Annotated in this window: 20 protein-coding genes; 9 read left to right on the top strand and 11 right to left on the bottom strand. The window is 49.5% G+C overall.

The features are described from left to right. Positions 1–7: 7 nt before the first annotated feature. The 4 genes from galE to EZMO1_RS23580 all read left to right on the top strand — a co-directional run bounded on the left by galE (position 8) and on the right by EZMO1_RS23580 (position 4,794). A complete protein-coding gene (gene galE / locus EZMO1_RS23565) occupies positions 8–1,024 on the top strand; it encodes a UDP-glucose 4-epimerase GalE (protein ID WP_034877856.1) in 1,017 nt (338 codons plus the stop codon). Between the two features lie 30 nt (positions 1,025–1,054). Further along, the gene (locus tag EZMO1_RS23570; protein ID WP_034877855.1) at positions 1,055–2,104 is read left to right on the top strand and encodes a UDP-glucose--hexose-1-phosphate uridylyltransferase; all 1,050 of its coding nucleotides are present in this window, start codon (positions 1,055–1,057) and stop codon (positions 2,102–2,104) included. A gap of 34 nt (positions 2,105–2,138) precedes the next feature. Beyond that, the gene (galK, locus tag EZMO1_RS23575) at positions 2,139–3,281 is read left to right on the top strand and encodes a galactokinase (protein WP_236632059.1); all 1,143 of its coding nucleotides are present in this window, start codon (positions 2,139–2,141) and stop codon (positions 3,279–3,281) included. 457 nt (positions 3,282–3,738) lie between these two features. Beyond that, complete coding sequence (locus EZMO1_RS23580; RefSeq protein WP_034877852.1) at positions 3,739–4,794, top strand: aldose epimerase family protein; 1,056 nt, start codon at positions 3,739–3,741, stop codon at positions 4,792–4,794. Positions 4,795–4,822: 28 nt separating this feature from the next. Here the strand turns inward: EZMO1_RS23580 and EZMO1_RS23585 are convergent, their stop codons facing one another. Beyond that, complete coding sequence (locus tag EZMO1_RS23585; protein ID WP_034877851.1) at positions 4,823–5,836, bottom strand: LacI family DNA-binding transcriptional regulator; 1,014 nt, start codon at positions 5,834–5,836, stop codon at positions 4,823–4,825. Positions 5,837–6,449: 613 nt separating this feature from the next. Between EZMO1_RS23585 and EZMO1_RS23595 the strand changes: the two genes are divergently transcribed. Then, positions 6,450–7,907, top strand: coding sequence for an SLC13 family permease (locus EZMO1_RS23595; protein WP_034877848.1), 1,458 nt, complete (start codon positions 6,450–6,452; stop codon positions 7,905–7,907). A gap of 49 nt (positions 7,908–7,956) precedes the next feature. Here EZMO1_RS23595 and EZMO1_RS23600 read toward each other — a convergent pair whose 3' ends face one another. From EZMO1_RS23600 to lptM, 8 genes are all read right to left on the bottom strand, one after another. Continuing rightward, complete coding sequence (locus EZMO1_RS23600) at positions 7,957–8,169, bottom strand: hypothetical protein (protein ID WP_034877847.1); 213 nt, start codon at positions 8,167–8,169, stop codon at positions 7,957–7,959. A 169-nt stretch (positions 8,170–8,338) separates the two neighbouring features. Next, entirely contained in the window at positions 8,339–9,109 is a 771-nt protein-coding gene (udp, locus tag EZMO1_RS23605) for a uridine phosphorylase (protein WP_034877846.1), read from the bottom strand. A gap of 105 nt (positions 9,110–9,214) precedes the next feature. Further along, entirely contained in the window at positions 9,215–10,225 is a 1,011-nt protein-coding gene (locus EZMO1_RS23610) for an NADP-dependent oxidoreductase (RefSeq protein WP_034877845.1), read from the bottom strand. Positions 10,226–10,286: 61 nt separating this feature from the next. Then, positions 10,287–11,201 (bottom strand): tyrosine recombinase XerC, encoded by a 915-nt coding sequence (gene xerC / locus EZMO1_RS23615; protein ID WP_034877844.1) that lies wholly within the window; start codon positions 11,199–11,201, stop codon positions 10,287–10,289. Next, entirely contained in the window at positions 11,201–11,944 is a 744-nt protein-coding gene (locus EZMO1_RS23620; RefSeq protein ID WP_034877843.1) for a DUF484 family protein, read from the bottom strand. Before EZMO1_RS23620 ends, xerC begins: the two co-directional genes overlap by 1 nt. Continuing rightward, positions 11,941–12,771: a diaminopimelate epimerase gene (gene dapF, locus EZMO1_RS23625; protein WP_034877842.1), complete on the bottom strand. Its 831-nt coding sequence runs from the start codon at positions 12,769–12,771 to the stop codon at positions 11,941–11,943. Before dapF ends, EZMO1_RS23620 begins: the two co-directional genes overlap by 4 nt. Before the next feature lie 168 nt (positions 12,772–12,939). Next, entirely contained in the window at positions 12,940–14,229 is a 1,290-nt protein-coding gene (gene lysA, locus EZMO1_RS23630; protein WP_051790358.1) for a diaminopimelate decarboxylase, read from the bottom strand. A 217-nt stretch (positions 14,230–14,446) separates the two neighbouring features. Beyond that, on the bottom strand, positions 14,447–14,599 hold the full coding sequence (gene lptM / locus EZMO1_RS25980; protein WP_082212271.1) for an LPS translocon maturation chaperone LptM: 153 nt from the start codon (positions 14,597–14,599) through the stop codon (positions 14,447–14,449). A 118-nt stretch (positions 14,600–14,717) separates the two neighbouring features. On the opposite strand from lptM, the gene cyaY reads away from it, so the two are divergent. The 3 genes from cyaY (at position 14,718) to brnA (ending at position 15,592) form a co-directional block, all read left to right on the top strand. Beyond that, positions 14,718–15,035 (top strand): iron donor protein CyaY, encoded by a 318-nt coding sequence (cyaY, locus tag EZMO1_RS23635; protein WP_034877841.1) that lies wholly within the window; start codon positions 14,718–14,720, stop codon positions 15,033–15,035. A gap of 73 nt (positions 15,036–15,108) precedes the next feature. Next, entirely contained in the window at positions 15,109–15,381 is a 273-nt protein-coding gene (locus EZMO1_RS23640) for a BrnT family toxin (protein ID WP_034877840.1), read from the top strand. Beyond that, a complete protein-coding gene (brnA, locus tag EZMO1_RS23645; RefSeq protein WP_034877839.1) occupies positions 15,371–15,592 on the top strand; it encodes a type II toxin-antitoxin system BrnA family antitoxin in 222 nt (73 codons plus the stop codon). The genes EZMO1_RS23640 and brnA overlap by 11 nt, the downstream gene beginning before the upstream one ends. 99 nt (positions 15,593–15,691) lie before the next feature. On the opposite strand, the gene EZMO1_RS23650 is transcribed toward brnA, so the two are convergent. Beyond that, positions 15,692–16,018: a hypothetical protein gene (locus EZMO1_RS23650; protein WP_034877838.1), complete on the bottom strand. Its 327-nt coding sequence runs from the start codon at positions 16,016–16,018 to the stop codon at positions 15,692–15,694. Positions 16,019–16,044: 26 nt separating this feature from the next. On the opposite strand from EZMO1_RS23650, the gene EZMO1_RS25985 reads away from it, so the two are divergent. Continuing rightward, the gene (locus tag EZMO1_RS25985; RefSeq protein ID WP_236632058.1) at positions 16,045–16,197 is read left to right on the top strand and encodes a frataxin domain-containing protein; all 153 of its coding nucleotides are present in this window, start codon (positions 16,045–16,047) and stop codon (positions 16,195–16,197) included. Positions 16,198–16,281: 84 nt separating this feature from the next. Here the strand turns inward: EZMO1_RS25985 and EZMO1_RS23655 are convergent, their stop codons facing one another. Beyond that, a complete protein-coding gene (locus tag EZMO1_RS23655; RefSeq protein WP_034877837.1) occupies positions 16,282–17,388 on the bottom strand; it encodes a porin in 1,107 nt (368 codons plus the stop codon). Positions 17,389–17,580: the final 192 nt, after the last annotated feature.

Raw genomic sequence — 17,580 nt, forward strand, 5'->3', positions numbered from 1 at the left:
TAATGACATGAGCATTCTGGTCACAGGTGGAGCAGGTTACATTGGCAGCCATACATGCCTTGAGCTTTTGCAGGCTGGATATGATGTTGTTGTCGTTGATAATTTATGCAACGCCAAGGAAGAATCCCTGAAACGAGTATCACACCTTGCTGGTCGTGAAATTGTTTTTAAAAATGTAGATATCCGCGATATTTCAGGGCTGAGAAAAGTCTTTTCATCCTATCCCATTGAAGCTGTCGTTCATTTTGCAGGCTTGAAGGCAGTGGGCGAATCAACCCGGCTGCCAATGAAATATTATGACAACAATGTCAATGGTACTCGCTGCCTGCTGGAAGTCATGAATGAATTCGATGTACGTCATCTGGTCTTCAGCTCATCAGCCACCGTCTACGGAGATCCGGAAACCGTTCCTGTCCGTGAAGATTCCCCTACTGGCACACCAACCAATCCTTACGGGCGCACCAAACTGGTTGTCGAGGACATGCTGAAAGACCTGTATGTGTCTGACAACCGCTGGAACTTTAGCCTGCTACGCTATTTTAATCCGGTTGGCGCGCACGAAAGCGGCATGATCGGTGAAGACCCTAATGGCATTCCCAACAACCTGATGCCATTTATTGCCCAGGTAGCTGTTGGCAAGCGTGAGCTGCTGAATGTATACGGCGGTGATTACCCGACAGAAGACGGCACTGGCATTCGTGACTATATCCATGTTGTCGATCTGGCTGAAGGGCATCTTGCAGCTCTGAAAACCCACTGGAGCGATACCGGCGTTCACACTTACAACCTGGGTACCGGAAATGGCAGCAGCGTATTGGAAATGCTGAGTGCTTTTGAAGTCGCCTGTGGCCACAGCATTTCCCATAAAATTGTCGAACGCCGTCCGGGGGATATTGCCGAATGCTATGCAGACCCATCCTGCGCCAACGAAAAGCTCGGCTGGAAAGCCTCCCGAACTATTGCGGAAATGACCGCTGACACCTGGAAATGGCAAACCTCAAATCCAGATGGCTACAGCGAATAGAACGAATAAAGGAAGTAAAGCGTGAATTCTATGAAATTTAATCCAGTCGATCACCCGCATCGCCGCTATAACCCCCTGTCAGGTGACTGGATTCTGGTTTCTCCTCACCGTGCTAAACGACCATGGCAGGGACAGGTAGAAAAGACAGCAAACGACATTCGTCCGGCTCACGATCCGGACTGCTACCTCTGCCCCGGCAACGAGCGAATTACCGGAGACAGTAATCCGGACTACACCCGGCCTTATGTCTTTGCCAATGATTTTCCGGCACTGCTGACCGATACGCCAGATGCCGCCGGCGAGTCAGACCTGTTCCGGTCATCCGGTGCCCGTGGCGAGGCAAAGGTGATCTGCTTTTCACCGGATCACAGCAAAACCCTGCCACAGCTGAGTGTTGAAGAGATTCGACAGGTCGTGGATGTCTGGTCTGAACAGGTAACAGAACTGGGCAGCCAATATCCATGGGTGCAGCTATTTGAGAACAAGGGGGCGGCAATGGGCTGTTCCAACCCTCACCCCCACGGGCAGATATGGGCCAGCAGTTTTCTCCCCAATGAAGCACGCAAGGAAGACGACAACCAGAGACAATGGCTGACCGACAAAAACACTAACATGCTGGTTGAATATGCCCGACAGGAGTCAGAGTCTGGTGAGCGAACAGTGGTTGAGAATGATGACTGGATTGCCGTTGTTCCGTACTGGGCAGCCTGGCCATTTGAAACCCTGTTGTTGCCCAAGCGTCATATTTTGAGAATGCCGGACCTGACAGACGCTGAACGTACGACACTGGCAGATATTATCAAACGTCTGACGACAAAATACGACAACCTGTTCCAGACCTCTTTCCCGTACTCCATGGGCTGGCATGGTGCACCAACAGGTGATGGCAGCTATCTACAGGAAAACTGTGAACACTGGCAATTGCACGCACATTTTTATCCACCGCTACTGCGCTCCGCTACAGTCCGTAAATTTATGGTGGGCTTTGAAATGCTGGCAGAATCCCAGCGGGACCTGACCGCAGAACAGGCAGCCGAGCGCCTGCGTGATTTGCCTGAAACCCATTATCTGAACGCCTGACAGGCACTCTTTACAGAAATTAAGAGCCATGGATATGAAACAACAATTAACTGCCCTGTTTGAGAAAACCTTTGGAGCACAGCCCGAGTTATTTTATCAGGCTCCGGGACGGGTCAACCTGATTGGTGAGCACACCGATTATAACGACGGTTTTGTACTGCCCTGCGCCATTGACTACCAGGCCATCATTGCAGCTACCCCAAGAGACGATCAGAAGATTGTTGTAACAGCGGCAGCTTTTGACGGACAAACCACCGAATTTGAACTGGCCCTGCCCATTGAGTCCAGTGAAAACGCCAGCTGGAGCAACTACGTCAGAGGCGTGGCAACCGCTCTGCTGGAACGGGGACTGGAGCTGAAGGGTGCCAATATGGCAATCATCGGTAACGTACCTCAGGGTGCCGGGCTGTCATCATCTGCCTGCCTGGAGGTTTGCGCCGGGTTGGCATTGACACGCATGGCCGGTCATGATGTCAGTCTGAAAGACCTGGCTTTAATTGGTCAGGAAGCTGAAAACCAATTCGTTGGTGTTAACTGCGGCATTATGGATCAGATGGTGTCAGCCCGTGGTGAGGAAGGCCACGCCATGCTGCTGGACTGCCGAAGTCTGGATACCCGCTCGGTTGCAATTCCGGAAGGCGCCGCAGTAGTGATTATCAACTCCAACAAACAGCGTGGGCTGGTTGATTCGGAATACAACACTCGTCGTCAACAGTGTGAGGCCGTAGCCAGACATTTTGAAGTGAAGGCTCTCAGGGACATCAGTGTCGACATGCTGGAAGCCCGTAAAGACGAGCTTGATGAAGTGGCATATCGCCGGGCTCTTCATGTGGTAACAGAAGACGTCAGAACCCTGGAAGCTGCGGAAGTGATGCCAAAGGGTGACCTGAGACGTATGGGTGAGCTGATGGCTGCGTCCCACGCATCCATGCGGGATGATTTTGAAATTACGGTGCCCGAGATTGACGCCATTGTCGATATCGTCAAGGCAGTCATTGGCGACGAAGGCGGCGTTCGCATGACCGGTGGCGGCTTTGGAGGTTGCGTGGTTGCCCTGGCTCCGGAAAGCAAGATTGAAGCGATCAAACAGGCCATTGATAGCCACTATAAAACCATGACCGGACTGGTCGCTGATATTTATGTCTGCAAGGCCAGCCAGGGTGCCTCTGTGCTCTGACTCTCCCCGCCCTATCGGGCGAGGGTTCTTGATCGCTCAAGAACGTTTCTGTTTCACAGTTCGTTGCTCAGGGAGCAGGCTTGGTTATCGCATAAAAGCTCCGCAGCGGGAGCTTTTACGATGGCGAATCAACCCATGCTCCCCAAGTCTCACACAAACTCCGCAGACTTGACATCCCGTGTGCCCCACGGTAGGTCTACAAGAGACAGAAGCAAGAGTAGCAAGCTACGTACAAATACTCAACCGGAACGCTCTGCGTTCCCGCCTTATATCACCGCCCGATTGGGCGATGCTTTACGGCGAAACTGGTAACAGAAACCCGACAATAAAAAGGTATCTGCAACCCTTTTTATTGTCTTATACCAATTCATGTTTAGAAGACGGAATTGGTATTAATAGCTTCCCACGACTCACGCCGGTTCTGACCGGCGTTTTTTTTCTACTTTTTGTGCTGACTATGACAATCAAACAAGCGTATTTTGGTCAAACTTCACGAGGTGAAACGGTTACCCGCTACACCATGACAAACGCTCAGGGAACTGAGGTGTCGATTCTGAATCTTGGTGGTATTATCCAGAGCCTGAAAACGGCGGATAAGAACGGTCACTTTGCGGATATTGTGCTCGGTTGTGACAGTGTTGCTGACTACGAACATCAATCAGCCTATCTCGGAGCCCTGTGCGGCCGTCATGCCAACCGAATCAGGGAAGGTCAGTTAGTCATTGATAGCAGGCGCTATCAACTGGCCTGCAACAATGGCCCCAACCATTTACACGGTGGTAGTCGTGGGTTTAATGAGCGCATCTGGTCTGTCAGCGCAGAGCATAACGATTCTGAATCCCGACTGATTCTGCGTTATCAGTCACCCGACGGTGAAGAAGGTTATCCGGGTAATCTGGACTGTGAGGTGACCTACTGCCTGAATAACCGGGATGAACTGACTATCAACTATCGCGCTGTTACTGACAAGACAACCGTCGTAAACCTCACCAACCATTCTTATTTTAATCTTAAAGGCTCAGGCAATTGCCTCGAACATGAGGTGCAGTTATTTGCCGACTGTTTTGTCCCTGCCAATGCCTCATCAATTCCACTTGGCGAGATACGCCCAGTCGCAGGAACACCTTTTGATTTCACAGAACCCAAGATGATCGGTCAGGATATAACGGCTGATGATCTTCAGCTATTACAAGCTCGTGGATATGATCATACCTGGGTATTGAATCAGGACAATTCTCCAATAAAACAATGTGCCATAGTCAAAGACCCCGGGAATGGTCGCCGACTGACCGTTAAAACCACTCAGCCGGGTGTGCAGTTTTATACGGGCAATTTTCTGGAGGATATCCCCGGAAAAGCAGGGCGCCGGTATAACCAGCAGGATGGTTTCTGCCTGGAAACCCAGCACTTTCCGGATGCCCCTAATCAGCCCGATTTTCCGTCAACCGAACTGAAGCCTGACGAAACATACCATCACACAACGGTGTTTGCTTTTGATCTATGGACAGACTGAAGGTAAACGGGGATTCAGTGCCTCTTTGTTACAACTGCCGAACGGACTCCCGGCTAACGATCTCGGGCGCAAACTCGAGAAGAGGGCTGCCTGAGTCTAATCCGTCACACAGTGACAGTGCCAGCTCTGCGGACTGTGCCGCCATTTCTTCAATGGGATAACGTACTGTAGAAAGCTCGGGGTTCAGGTATTTTGCCAGCAAAACATCATCAAAACCTAACACAGAGACATCCGCAGGTACCTGAATTTTCTTTTCCCTGAGAGCGGTCATACAACCGGCTGCCATAGCGTCGTTATAAGCAAAAATTGCGGTAAAATCGACCTTTCGCTCCAGAAGCTCCAGTGTGCCCAGATAACCGCCTTTTTCATCTGGCTGATTATCTGCCACCAACTTGCGATCCGGCATAATCCCGTGACTGATCAGTGCTTCCTGATAACCTTGCAATCGTTTTCGTGAATCTTCCAGCTCAAGGTGTCTGGATTCAGCGCCACGGGATAAAAACGCAATACGCTTGTGCCCATGTTCAATAAGGTAGCGGGTTGCCATTTCACCCGCCTTAAGATTATCCAGGTGAATGCATCGTCCTTCAAAGCCATGAATAAAACGATTAATCAACACTGCAGCAGGCTGAGACTGCAACAGCTCCATCACATGGTAATCCGCCAGGGATTTAGTATGTACAATCAGGGCGTCGCAGCGCCGTTCGATTAATGAGCGAATCGCTTTATGTTCCTGTTCAGGATTATGGTGTCCGGCATTGATTAACAGCTGCTTACCATGAGCATTTGTCACCTTTTCAACCCCTTTCATCATCAGGCTGAAAAACGGGTCCCCAAGATCGCCGACCACCAGACCAATGGTATCCGACTTCTGATTGACCAGTGCCTTGGCGAAGCTGTTAGGCTTATAGTCCAGCTCAGACATCGCCCGCAAAACGGCTTCTTTTTTCTTGTGGACAACACCAGCACTGTTATTGACAACACGTGACACTGTGGAGATGGAAACCCCTGCCAGTCGGGCAACATCTTTTATATTCGCCACTTTGAACCTCTGAAGCCAAGACCTTAATAGTCATATTGTGCCAGAATCTGGCATCGATATGCTGCCATCAGTCAATACTCTGAAAAGGTTTACAACATGAATGACTGAAAAAGGCAAAATATATGGGGATACTTCAGAGTAGCCATCACGATTTGGTTATCTTGAACCGACCCACAAGCGAACTGGACGGTTATTTGAGAACACTCCCTAGGAGTCTGTCCGAGAATAGTCTGCCCTACCGGCAACTGCTCCTGCGTTGCCCTAGCTCCGGCATCCATGCCGTCGTGCGGTCGTAGTAAATTGGTCTGAAAATCCGCTTTTGTTCGTCAAATAGCTCGCTATTCTCCTCTCAAAACCGAATTTTTATCCTCAATTTTCTACGATCCTCGCTACGGGCGCTATTCTCGGACAGCCTCCTACGTGTAGTGCACTTATACCCGTTCCATTTTCTAAACATGAATTGCTGTTAATGCATCATTCCTGAAAATTATCAAACCGTAGACCTCTATTTTCTGGAAAAATTCACACCTCGCACAAAAAAACTGATCCAGATCAAAAAATATTTCACAGGTTCCCGCACACTGAAGGGTATAACAATAAAAAGGAGGTCTTCATGACTACAGCTACTTCTGCCTTCACCCGTGGTGCGCCCGGATTATCCTACTGGGCCTCACTGTTTGCCGGTCCCATTATCTTATTTATGACCATTATTACCCCGCCACCTCAGGGCATGACACAGGACGCCTGGTACATGGTTGGTGTTGCAACCCTGATGGCTGTCTGGTGGGTTTCAGAAGTGGTGCCCATTCCGGTAACAGCGCTGATCCCCATGGTTGTGGTGCCATTGCTCGGCATTGCCAGTATTCGCGAAGTGACAGCCCCTTTTGCCAACCCCACCATCTATCTGTTCTTTGGCGGATTCATGCTCGGCATGGCAATGGAACGCTGGGATCTGCATAAGCGCATTGCCCTGAACATCATGCTGACAACCGGGGTTAAACCCAGCCGTCAGGTTGCTGGTTTTATGTTTGCCACGGCATTTCTAAGTATGTGGGTATCCAATACCGCCACCAGCGCCATGATGTTACCCATCGGGCTGTCGGTAGCGGCAATGATGAAAGGTACGGATGAAAATAAAGAACGCTTTGCCAAAATGCTGTTACTGTCTATAGCTTACAGTGCCAGTATTGGCGGCCTTGCGACGCTGATCGGCACGCCCCCCAATGCTCTGCTGGCCGCCTTCCTTAATGAAACGTATAACATTGATATCGGTTTTGCCCAGTGGATGATGGTTGGACTGCCCATTTCGTTCATGATGCTGGTTGCCACCTGGTGCTGGCTGACCAAAGTCAGCTTCAAAATAGACGACACTGAAAGTCCTGATGCCCGCAGTGTTCTCAGGGGGCAGTTGGACGACCTGGGACCACTGACGCGTGGTGAGAAAACCATTGGGATCATTTTTGCCCTGACCGCCATGGCGTGGATTTTCCGCCCCTTGCTCAAAGGGTATGTGCCAGGCTTATCGGATGCCGGCATTGCGGTGGCAGCGGCTATCAGCCTGTTTATCGTTCCGGTGAATCGCGATGAACGCATTTACGTTCTCACCTGGGACAAGGCGACCCAGATTCCATGGGGTGTGCTTCTGCTCTTTGGGGGCGGCCTGACACTGGCAGCGCTGATCAAATCAACAGGTCTGGCGGACTGGATTGCCGATGCCATGAGCATTGTTGGCGGCCTGCCTATCCTGCTGGTCGTTGCTTTTGTTGTAACCGTGATTATTTTCCTGACGGAGCTGACCAGTAATACCGCCACCGCCGCAGGTTTTTTACCCCTGATGGGCGCACTGGGTGTTTCTCTGGGCATCGACCCGATGATGCTGGCCGTCCCGGCGGCACTGGCAGCCAGCTGTGCCTTTATGATGCCGGTTGCCACACCACCCAACGCCATTGTCTTTGGTTCAGGCAAACTGGAAATCTCGGATATGATCAAGGCAGGATTTGCCCTGAATATTATTGGTGTGATTCTGGTGACTCTGACAGGTTACTATCTGGCTTCAGCTGTTTTGATTTAAATTGAGAGCGATAGAAAAGCCATGCTAACCAGCATGGCTTTTCGCATCATTACTTTGTAAAGTTTTCCGCTAATTGGGTCAGGGCTTTAAAGTCGCTACTATCAGAATCTGCTCCGCCCTCTGCACTTTCCAATGACTTCTTCAATTGATCTATATATAGATATTCTTCTCTTTCACGCCTGTTTGTTTTGCTTTTAATACCCGAAGCTGCATCCTGATCTCCTTTATTGGGACCAGGGATGTCCAACACAACGGCAGCCACATAACCAGTGTTTTCAGATAATCCACCTAAACTCTTTTCAACAACATCCTGTTCTTTTCAAAGACTATTCTGATAGTAGAGACAAAATTTTTTATAGAGAAGTTCCAGCAACCGTCCAGGTTGCTGGATAAGGGAACTACTTAACCGTCAAGATTATTTCTGACTTCTTTCACTGCTGATCCAGAAGCAAATCAGCGGCATTCACCACCACCCTGACCGCTCTGGCTTCAGCCTCGGCAATTTTCGACTCATCAGGTATTTCCTGACGGGTTCGGTTCACGATCACAGCAGCGACACAGCCAGCTTTTAATCCGGAGGCCGCACACATGGTAAGCAATGTAGCCGATTCCATTTCGTAGTTCAGCACGCCAAGCGCCTGCCACTCTTCCATAGAGCCCCGAAAACGGCGGATAACATGCCCTGTCACAGTATCGTAACGTTCCTGCCCGGGATAAAACGTATCAGACGATGCAGTAATGCCCACCTGATAATCCGCTGATTCAGAACGAACGGCAGACACCAGCGCCTCGGTGCATTCAAATGAAGCAACCGCAGGAAATTCCATAGGGGCAAAATGAGTGCTGGCACCATCAAGACGGACTGAAGCATTGGTGACAATCAGACTTCCGGGTTCGATATGTTCCTGAATGGCTCCCGTAGTGCCCACCCGTAGAAAGGTTGTGATACCCAGCTGAGCCAGCTCTTCTACAGCGATAGACGTTGATGGCCCGCCAATGCCGGTAGAACAGACGACAACCGGTTTACCATTCAGCTCAGCCAGCCACGATGTATATTCCCGCACACTGTTGAGAAATATCGGGTTATCCATCTGACTGGCAATGCGTTCAACCCGGGCAGGATCGCCGGGAACAATAGCCAAACTGGCTCCCTTTAGCTGGTCACGGGTAATGCCAAGATGAAAAACGGTATTCGCAGGCATCTGATGAACTCCTGTAGAGTGTTATCAACGCCTATGAGTATTGTTGGTATTTGCGTTTTCTGCACTGCTTAACGTCAAACAATGCAGAACTACACAGCCCGATGGTCAGGTCAGTTTGACCAGCATTTTTCCCGTATTTTTGCCCGAGAACAACCCGATAAAGGCTTCAGGCGCTTCTTCAATTCCCTGATACACGGTTTCTTTCCAGCTGACTTGTTCAGCCTGAATCCACTGCGCCATTTCCTGAACAAAGGCAGGGTAGCTATCCCAGTGATCGGTGACAATAAAACCCTGAACCTTAAGTCTTTTAACCAGAATCTGAGCCAGATTAGCCGGACCGGGTGCAGGGGCTGTCGCGTTGTATTGATCAATCATTCCACACAACGCAATACGACCATGATCGTTCATTACATCAAGCAAAGCTTCGAAGTGTTCACCGCCAACATTTTCAAAATAAACATCAATGCCATTGGGGCAATGCTTTATGATGTCGGAACGAAGGTTGTCTGTCGTCTTGTAATTCACCACGGCATCAACGCCAAGCTCGGACATCAGATAATGCGCTTTGGCATCAGAGCCAACACTACCCACCACACGACAGCCTTTTAACTTGGCAATCTGGCAGACAATGGAGCCAACCGCACCGGAAGCCGCCGATACAAAAACATGGTCGTCTTCTTTCAGTTCACCAATGTTCAGCAGCCCTGTATACGCTGTCATTCCCGGCATTCCCAAAACCCCCAGAAATGCCTGCACCGGCACTCCCATGTCTGGCAATGGCTGTAAGTCTGAACCGTTACTGACGAAATATTCTCGCCAGCCATTCATATGAGCCACCTTGCTCCCCACCGCAAAAGCCGGGTTATCAGACTCTATGACTTCACCAATGGCACCGCCATCCAGCACTTCACCCACAGCGAAAGGTTCAACGTAGCTTTTCTGTTCCGTCATACGACCACGCATGTACGGATCAACAGACATCCAGAGGTTTTTTACCAGCACTTCACCTTTTTTTATCTTGGCAAGCGGTGTACGAACCAGTTCAAAATGCTCTTCAGAAGGGATACCTTCAGGGCGTTGCCGAAGGTGGATGGCTTTATTATTTTCTATAGACATACCGATTAGCTCCACAGGCTGAACCCGTCAAGCGTACTTTGCTTCTTGAGCAATTACACGACTAATCTTTATTTTTTTTACGGGCTCTTGGGTGTGCCTTGTCGTATACATCGGCCAGATGTTGAAAATCCAGGTGAGTGTAAATCTGGGTGGTAGAAATATCACTGTGCCCCAGCAATTCCTGAACCGCCCTGAGATCGCCACTGGACTCCAGCATATGACTGGCAAATGAGTGCCTGAGCATGTGGGGGTGTACCGAAGTGGGCATGCCCTGCTCCTGCGCCTGTCGTTTAACCCGGTTTTGCACCTGTCGCTGACTGATACGCTCACCCTGCTTCGACAAAAACATCGCCTGCTCGTCTTTGACCGGAAACGTTGCCCGAACTGTCAGCCATTGCTTAACCGCATTTCTGGCTTTACTGCCAACCGGTAATAAACGTTCCTTACCGCCTTTGCCCAGAACTTTGACCTGCTGATACTCTTCTTTAAAACTCTCAAGATTCAGTCCGACCAACTCGGACAGTCGTAGTCCTGAGGAATAAAACAACTCCAGCATGGCCTGATCTCTCACCACCAGCGGATCATCGTCACTGTTTTCCAGTAACGCATGCATCTGATCGGTGTCGAGTGTTACGGGTAGTTTTCTTGAGGCTTTAGGCGCTGACAGACCTTTGGCGGGATTACCTTCAACCACTCCCTGACGGTTAAGGTAGCGAAACAGGCTACGAACAGAAGACAGCAACCTCTGCAGGCTTTTACTCTGTAAACCCTGACGGTGCAATTCCGCCAGCCAGTACCTGAGTCGTTTTTCCGAAATATCAGACCATGAAAAGAGTGCTTGCGCTTCCAGCCAAACCGTCAGTTTGGCCAAGTCACGGGTGTAAGCCGACAGTGTGTGGCGGGAGCTGTTTTTCTCGAATTTCAGATAATCCAGAAACGCATCAACATCCTGCTGAAAGGGTGTTTTTGGCTGCATCAGATAAACCGGCTTAACACACGACAGAGTACATCACTTAAATACCCCAGAAACAGGTTACCCATGGATGCCCTGAAGTGATTTTCATCACGACTGCCCAGCGCCACCACACCCACCGAATCGGGAAAGTTCAGGGGAGACAGCGCCACAGAGCCAATATTGGGGTGATCATTGGGAAACAGAAATTCCAGTTCTTTTTCTGCCAGACGCCCGCACACCACCTTCTGGCCACCGTTCAGGTTCACCAGCAACTCACCCAGTACCGAGTTGGCAATATCGGGGTTTTCAGTACGAACCGGGCTCTCTACAGGCTCTTTATTAAACAGAATCAGGGCATGAAACTCGACACCAAAGTCGTTTTCCAACCCATCACGAAGGGTTTCTGTAACCTGCTCCAGATCGCGGCTTTCGATCAATGCCAGAACCAGACGGCGGGAGCTGTCAAACAGCCGGTCGTTATCGTGAGCAACACTGATCAGACGATTCAAACGTTGTTTTAACTCGTCATTACGCTCACGGAGCAACATCAGCTGTCGTTCATAAAGGGAAATGGCAGAGCCGCGCTGATGGGGAAGGCTTAACGACATCAGCAGATCATCCTGTCCCATAAAAAAGTCAGGATTCTGCTGCAGATACTCAGCCACTTCTGCAGAAGTCAGCTCATCAAGCGGTTTCTTGTCAGACTCGTCACTGGAAAGTGTCGGAATGGCTGCGCTGGACTCAGGAGTGGCTGAATCGGTCATAAGCGGGTTTGTCCTTCAAATACCCTGGAAGCAGTTCCAGTCATAATAACGGAGTGACCTTCACCCGGCCAATGAATGTTCAATGTGCCTCCGGGCAGATTGACCCGAACGTCATCACCCAGCAGCCCTTGCAATTGCCCGGCCACCACGGCGGCACAGGCACCGGTGCCGCAGGCCAGAGTTTCACCAACGCCCCGCTCAAATACCCTGAGGTTGATCTCGGCTTTATCGAGAACCTGCATAAACCCGACATTACAACGTTTAGGAAAACGTTTGTGTTGTTCAATAACAGAGCCCAGCCGCTCAACAGGCGCACGATTCACATCGTCTACCTGCAAAACCGCGTGAGGGTTACCCATGGAAACAGCGCTGACTTCATATTCTTCACCATCAATGCGCAGATCGTAGGTAGGCCGTTGCTCCTGCGCCCTGAAGGGAATATCTTCCGGCACTAAACGGGGCACACCCATGTCTACCGACACTTCACCATTGGCAAGAATATTCAGCTCAATATTGCCACCAGCGGTTTGCACATGAATCGTATCCCGACCAATGAGCTTTTTATCCCTGACAAATTTGGCAAAACAACGGGCACCGTTGCCACATTGCTCTACTTCGCTGCCATCGGCATTGAAAATACGGTAACGAAAATCCATATCCGGATCGGTGGGTGGTTCCACAATCAACAGCTGGTCAAAGCCCACGCCAAACTGACGATCTGCCAGTCGGCGAATTTTATCCGTGGGCAACCTTACCGACTGAGTGACCATATCGACCACCATGAAGTCGTTACCCAGCCCATGCATTTTTGTAAAATGTAACAGCATAAAAACTCGTTCTGTCCTTCCGGTGGTTCAGGCTTTTTATCAGGCTATTGCGCTAGGAGGCTGTCCGAGAATAGACTGCCCTACTGCGGTGACAGCAAATTGGTCTAAAAAATCGCTTTTGTTCGTCAAATAGCTCGCTATTCTCCTTACAAAACCGCTTTTTCATCCTCAATTTTCTGCCATCCTCGCTACGGGCGCTATTCTCGGACAGCCTCCTGGCATAGTTTCCGGCGCCAGCTGTTCTGCAATGGTTTCACGACGTCGAACCAGATGCATCTGATCACCATCCACCAGAATTTCAGCACAGCGGTTACGGCTGTTGTAGTTCGAACTCATACCAAAACCATAAGCCCCTGCTGATTTCACCGCCAGCAGATCACCCTCTGCTATTCGCAACGCCCGGTCTTTGCCAAGGAAGTCACCGGTTTCACATATTGGCCCTACAATATCGCAAACCAGTGCTTCTTTACTATCATCGGGTCGAACGGGATCGATACCATGCCAGGCACTGTAAATAGACGGACGCAGCAAGTCATTCATGGCGGCGTCCACTACGGCAAAATTCTTGTGATCTGTGCGTTTGATCAGCTCCACCTGTGTCAGCAAAATCCCTGCCTGACCGACAATCGATCGACCAGGTTCAACCACCAGTTTCAGGTTTCGTCCTTCCAGCCGTGCCTTCACTGTATTGAGATAATCCGAAGGTGTCGGAGGCGTTTCATCGTTGTAGGCGATGCCCAGCCCGCCACCGATATCAATATGCTTCAGCTCGATCCCCAGTTGTTTCAGGTTATCAACGAGTAACAGCAAGCGATCCAGAGCGTCGATAAAGGGCTCACCGTTGGTCAGCTGGGAACCGATGTGACAATCGACACCAACAACATCGATGTTCGGCATTTCGGCTGCCCGCTGATAAACCGTCTGCGCGCGATTGATATCAATACCAAACTTGTTGTCCCGCAATCCGGTTGATATATAAGGATGGGTCTGGGCATCAACATCAGGGTTCACCCGCAGTGACACCGATGCCAGTTTGCCCATGGATTCAGCGATCTGCTGAATGCGTTCCAGCTCGGTTTCTGACTCAACGTTAAAACAATGAACACCGACTTGCAGAGCGCGCTGAATTTCATGGCGCTGTTTTCCTACCCCCGAGAACACCACTTTGGCCGGATCACCGCCCGCTGCCAGAACCCGTTCCAGCTCACCCACGGAAACAATATCAAACCCGGCACCCAGATTGGCCAGAATATTCAGAACCGCCAGATTGCCATTGGCTTTTACGGCATAAGCAATCAGGTGAGGAACATCGTACAAAGCCTCTTTATAGGCTTTATAGCCTGCTTCCACCCCTGCACGGGAATACACATAGGCGGGCGTACCAAACTGCCCGGCGATGGAAGAAGCTGCCACCTGTTCGGCGTGCAGCTCTCCCTCTCGATAGGAAAACCAGTCCATGAATCTGTATTATCTCTTGTTATTTACTGGCGTTGTGGACACTTCGTAGGTTGGGACGAGCGAAGCGACCTCCCAACACGGGTAGTTGATTCAAACACCAGAGCCTGATGTAGAGCTACGTCACCGTGTTGGGAGGTCGCGTTCCGCTCGTCCCAACCTACGACATTTGTTTTTAGTAAGAACAAAGGTACACAACATAAACGACTAATTTAAAAGCTTACTGCTGTGTGAATTCAGGGGCAGTGGCGTCTTTCGGCAGCTCACTATTGGGTAGATACAGGTCACCTTTCTGCCCGCACCCTGCCAGCATGAAGGTACAAAAAACCAATGCCGTCATTGCTTTTATTGTTCGTTTAAAAGGCGCTGTCATCAGGAGTTCCCTTTTAAAATCCGCTTTATCGTCGATCCCGACAGTATAACTGTGGAACCTGTCCGGACTCTAGGGAATAATCGTAATCAATCTTAAATGATGCGTATCAGAGAAAACGATGAACGAAAACCAGTTTAACCAGAAACTTGATGAACTGATGATGGCGATTGAAGACGCCATTGAAGAGCAGGAACTGGATATTGACTATGAAACTTCAGCCGGGATTCTGACCCTGACCTGCCCGAACAACAGCCAGATTATTCTCAGTCGGCAGACACCGCTGTTGCAACTCTGGCTGGCCGCCAAAAGTGGCGGGTTTCATTTTGATTTTGATGCGGGTAAGGGTGAATGGGTGTGTAAAGGAGAGCTATTGATAGAGGTATTAAACCGGTGTTTATGCGACCAATGCGGAACCCAGACTACTATCGAGCTGTGATTGCCATAAGGTCAGTTGTCTAATTTATTTTTTATACTATTTTTATCCTTAAGGGTACTATAATGGTATAAAAATGAATCATCATCAATTTGAATACGATGAAGCTAAAAGTCTGACAAACAAGGATAAGCATGGTATCGACTTCGATGAAGCAACTGCTCTCTGGGATGACAGTAAGCTCGTTTGCCTGCAGTCGAAAGTGATAACTGATGAAATTCGCCTGCTGTTCATTGGCCAAATAAGGACAAAACACTGGACTGCAGTAGTCACAAAACGCGGAGATAACCTCAGAATTATATCGGTGCGTCGATCCAGAAAAAACGAGGTGAGTATTTATGAAAGCTAAAGACTTAGATAAAAAGTTTGATGACGGTGAAGACGTTCTGGAATATTTTGATACTGAAAACCCTCAGAGACCCAACCTTGAGGCAAAGAGAGTCAATATTGACTTCCCGGCATGGGTTGTTGATGAGCTGGACAAAGAAGCCAACATCATTGGTATCAGCCGTCAGGCACTGATTAAAACCTGGATTGTTGACAGAATAAGACACCATTAACAGCTAATGTAACGCTGCGTGAATAAAAAAGCTCCTGAGCTTTCACCCGGGAGCTTTTTCATCAGACACAACCGTGACTACTGCTAACTGATCTTCCGATTAGAAGTAGTAGCGAGCCTGTACGGTGTAAGTGTCGTCTTTTTCTTTCTTGCCTTTGAAGCCAGTCTCGTAGTCACGCTTCCATTCGAAAGCGAACTGCATTGGACCAGTGGTGTAAACCGGAGCAAAAGCAAAGGTTTTCTGCATGGCGTTGGAAGTGTCGCCGTGCGCCTTTTCCTTGTCGCCAACCAGACGCTCGAAAGAGGACTGAATAGCCAGACCTTCAGTGATCATGCCCAGTTCATACTGACCAAACACCTCGAAGCCTTTGGACTTGCCAGCCAGACGAGAAGGACTGCTTGGGTTTACTTTACGGCTGTTGATCATTCTTTCTCAGTCGTCAGACGCCGCTGTTGCAACTCTGGCTGGCCGCCAAAAGTGGCGGGTTTCATTTTGATTTTGATGCGGGTAAGGGTGAATGGGTGTGTAAAGGAGAGCTATTGATAGAGGTATTAGACCGGTGTTTATGCGACCAATGTGAGAAGTCAATCGCTTTGAAGCTATAGTAGTTTGAAAAGAAAAAGCTCCGCAGTTTTCACTACGGAGCTTTTGAGACACTGTTCAAGACAGCTACTTAACCAATCAAACGATTAGAAGTAGTAGCGAGCGTTGAAGGAAAAGATGTTGTCATTTTCTTTCTTGCCAGCTGCATTCTTGCTGTCGTTTTGGTCGTACTGAACACCAAACATCATTGGGCCAGTCTGGTACTTAACACCGATAGAAGCAATTTTCAGCTCTTCTTTGGTCTTGGCACCGGAAGCATCCTTGTCGAAGTCCAGGTTCTGGTAAGCACCAAATACTGCCAGACCGTCAACCAAGCTGCTCAGAGCATAGCTGGCGTACAGGTCAGTTGCTTTTGCTTTTTCAGCAATAAGGCCGCTCTTCAGGGAAGCGTGATGCTTGAATTCACCGTAGTTGAATCCGACATACAGATCTTCGTGGTCAAACTTCACACCGAATACGTGTGCTTTAGCACTGTCGCCTGCGTGATTGATGTGATCTGGCTTAGTATCACCTTGAGTGGTTTTATTAAAGCGAGCCTGACTATAGGTATAACCCACAGATAAGCCCATTGGCAGGTCGTAGCTTACCGCAATCTGTGACGCGCCTGTTTTACGGTTCCACTGTTGGAAGTAGTCAATCTGATCAGCATCTTTCAGGGTTCTTGTGTCACTGCTTTTCAGCTGATATTGCAGACCAATGTTCAGACCACCAAAGGTATTGCGGTAAGCGAACGCATCGTCAGCACGACCAGTACCGTGGATTCCACCATCACCATTCAGACCATCGTAGATACCGATAGCGATACCACCGTTGAACAGCAGGTTATCGGAAGCCCAGTTAGCTACGTCAGAGTATACAGACCATTGTTTACCAGCAGTCAGAGCACCAAGCTCGCTGTGATCCAGACCAACGTAACCCAGACGGTTACCGAATACATTTTCTCCAGACTTGGCAGTTGGATCAAAGCTCCACTCAGCAACACCGATAGCAGTCAGTTCGCTGCTCAGCTTGTGGCCGAATTTGAAGTTGATACGAGAACTGTCGTTACCCATTTCTTTGTTGTCGTCATTGGTGGTAACACCAATACGACCACCGATGCTCAGGCTGGTGGTGTCGTCGTTATAGACTTCCAGGGCCATTGCCTGACCGGCAACGAGGGATGCTACTACTGTGGCAAGCAGTTTCTTCTGCATTGCTAACTCCTGACTAAATGCGTTGTGTGGCAAAATACAGCCGCTAGTTATTTGTTAAGTACAGGATCGTGAATCAACCATCCCTGCACAGCGGCAGTGAGGCGATTATGAATAGCATCTTGTACGAGCGTCACATCACTAAAACAGATACCCCGATTCCCAAAAATAATTTCCTCTCGGATAACACCTACA

Source organism: Endozoicomonas montiporae CL-33 (assembly GCF_001583435.1).
In the GTDB taxonomy this organism is placed as follows: Bacteria; Pseudomonadota; Gammaproteobacteria; order Pseudomonadales; family Endozoicomonadaceae; genus Endozoicomonas_A; species Endozoicomonas_A montiporae.

Coding starts and splice junctions, on each gene's coding strand:
- brnA (WP_034877839.1), top strand. CDS start 15,371: ATGAAAGCTAAAGACTTAGATAAAAAGTTTGATGACGGTGAAGACGTT.
- xerC (WP_034877844.1), bottom strand. CDS start 11,201: ATGCAGCCAAAAACACCCTTTCAGCAGGATGTTGATGCGTTTCTGGAT.
- EZMO1_RS23570 (WP_034877855.1), top strand. CDS start 1,055: ATGAAATTTAATCCAGTCGATCACCCGCATCGCCGCTATAACCCCCTG.
- galE (WP_034877856.1), top strand. CDS start 8: ATGAGCATTCTGGTCACAGGTGGAGCAGGTTACATTGGCAGCCATACA.
- lptM (WP_082212271.1), bottom strand. CDS start 14,599: ATGACAGCGCCTTTTAAACGAACAATAAAAGCAATGACGGCATTGGTT.
- EZMO1_RS23580 (WP_034877852.1), top strand. CDS start 3,739: ATGACAATCAAACAAGCGTATTTTGGTCAAACTTCACGAGGTGAAACG.
- EZMO1_RS23655 (WP_034877837.1), bottom strand. CDS start 17,388: ATGCAGAAGAAACTGCTTGCCACAGTAGTAGCATCCCTCGTTGCCGGT.
- EZMO1_RS23595 (WP_034877848.1), top strand. CDS start 6,450: ATGACTACAGCTACTTCTGCCTTCACCCGTGGTGCGCCCGGATTATCC.
- galK (WP_236632059.1), top strand. CDS start 2,139: ATGAAACAACAATTAACTGCCCTGTTTGAGAAAACCTTTGGAGCACAG.
- EZMO1_RS23650 (WP_034877838.1), bottom strand. CDS start 16,018: ATGATCAACAGCCGTAAAGTAAACCCAAGCAGTCCTTCTCGTCTGGCT.
- EZMO1_RS23610 (WP_034877845.1), bottom strand. CDS start 10,225: ATGTCTATAGAAAATAATAAAGCCATCCACCTTCGGCAACGCCCTGAA.
- EZMO1_RS23640 (WP_034877840.1), top strand. CDS start 15,109: ATGAATCATCATCAATTTGAATACGATGAAGCTAAAAGTCTGACAAAC.
- cyaY (WP_034877841.1), top strand. CDS start 14,718: ATGAACGAAAACCAGTTTAACCAGAAACTTGATGAACTGATGATGGCG.
- lysA (WP_051790358.1), bottom strand. CDS start 14,229: ATGGACTGGTTTTCCTATCGAGAGGGAGAGCTGCACGCCGAACAGGTG.
- EZMO1_RS23620 (WP_034877843.1), bottom strand. CDS start 11,944: ATGACCGATTCAGCCACTCCTGAGTCCAGCGCAGCCATTCCGACACTT.
- dapF (WP_034877842.1), bottom strand. CDS start 12,771: ATGCTGTTACATTTTACAAAAATGCATGGGCTGGGTAACGACTTCATG.
- udp (WP_034877846.1), bottom strand. CDS start 9,109: ATGCCTGCGAATACCGTTTTTCATCTTGGCATTACCCGTGACCAGCTA.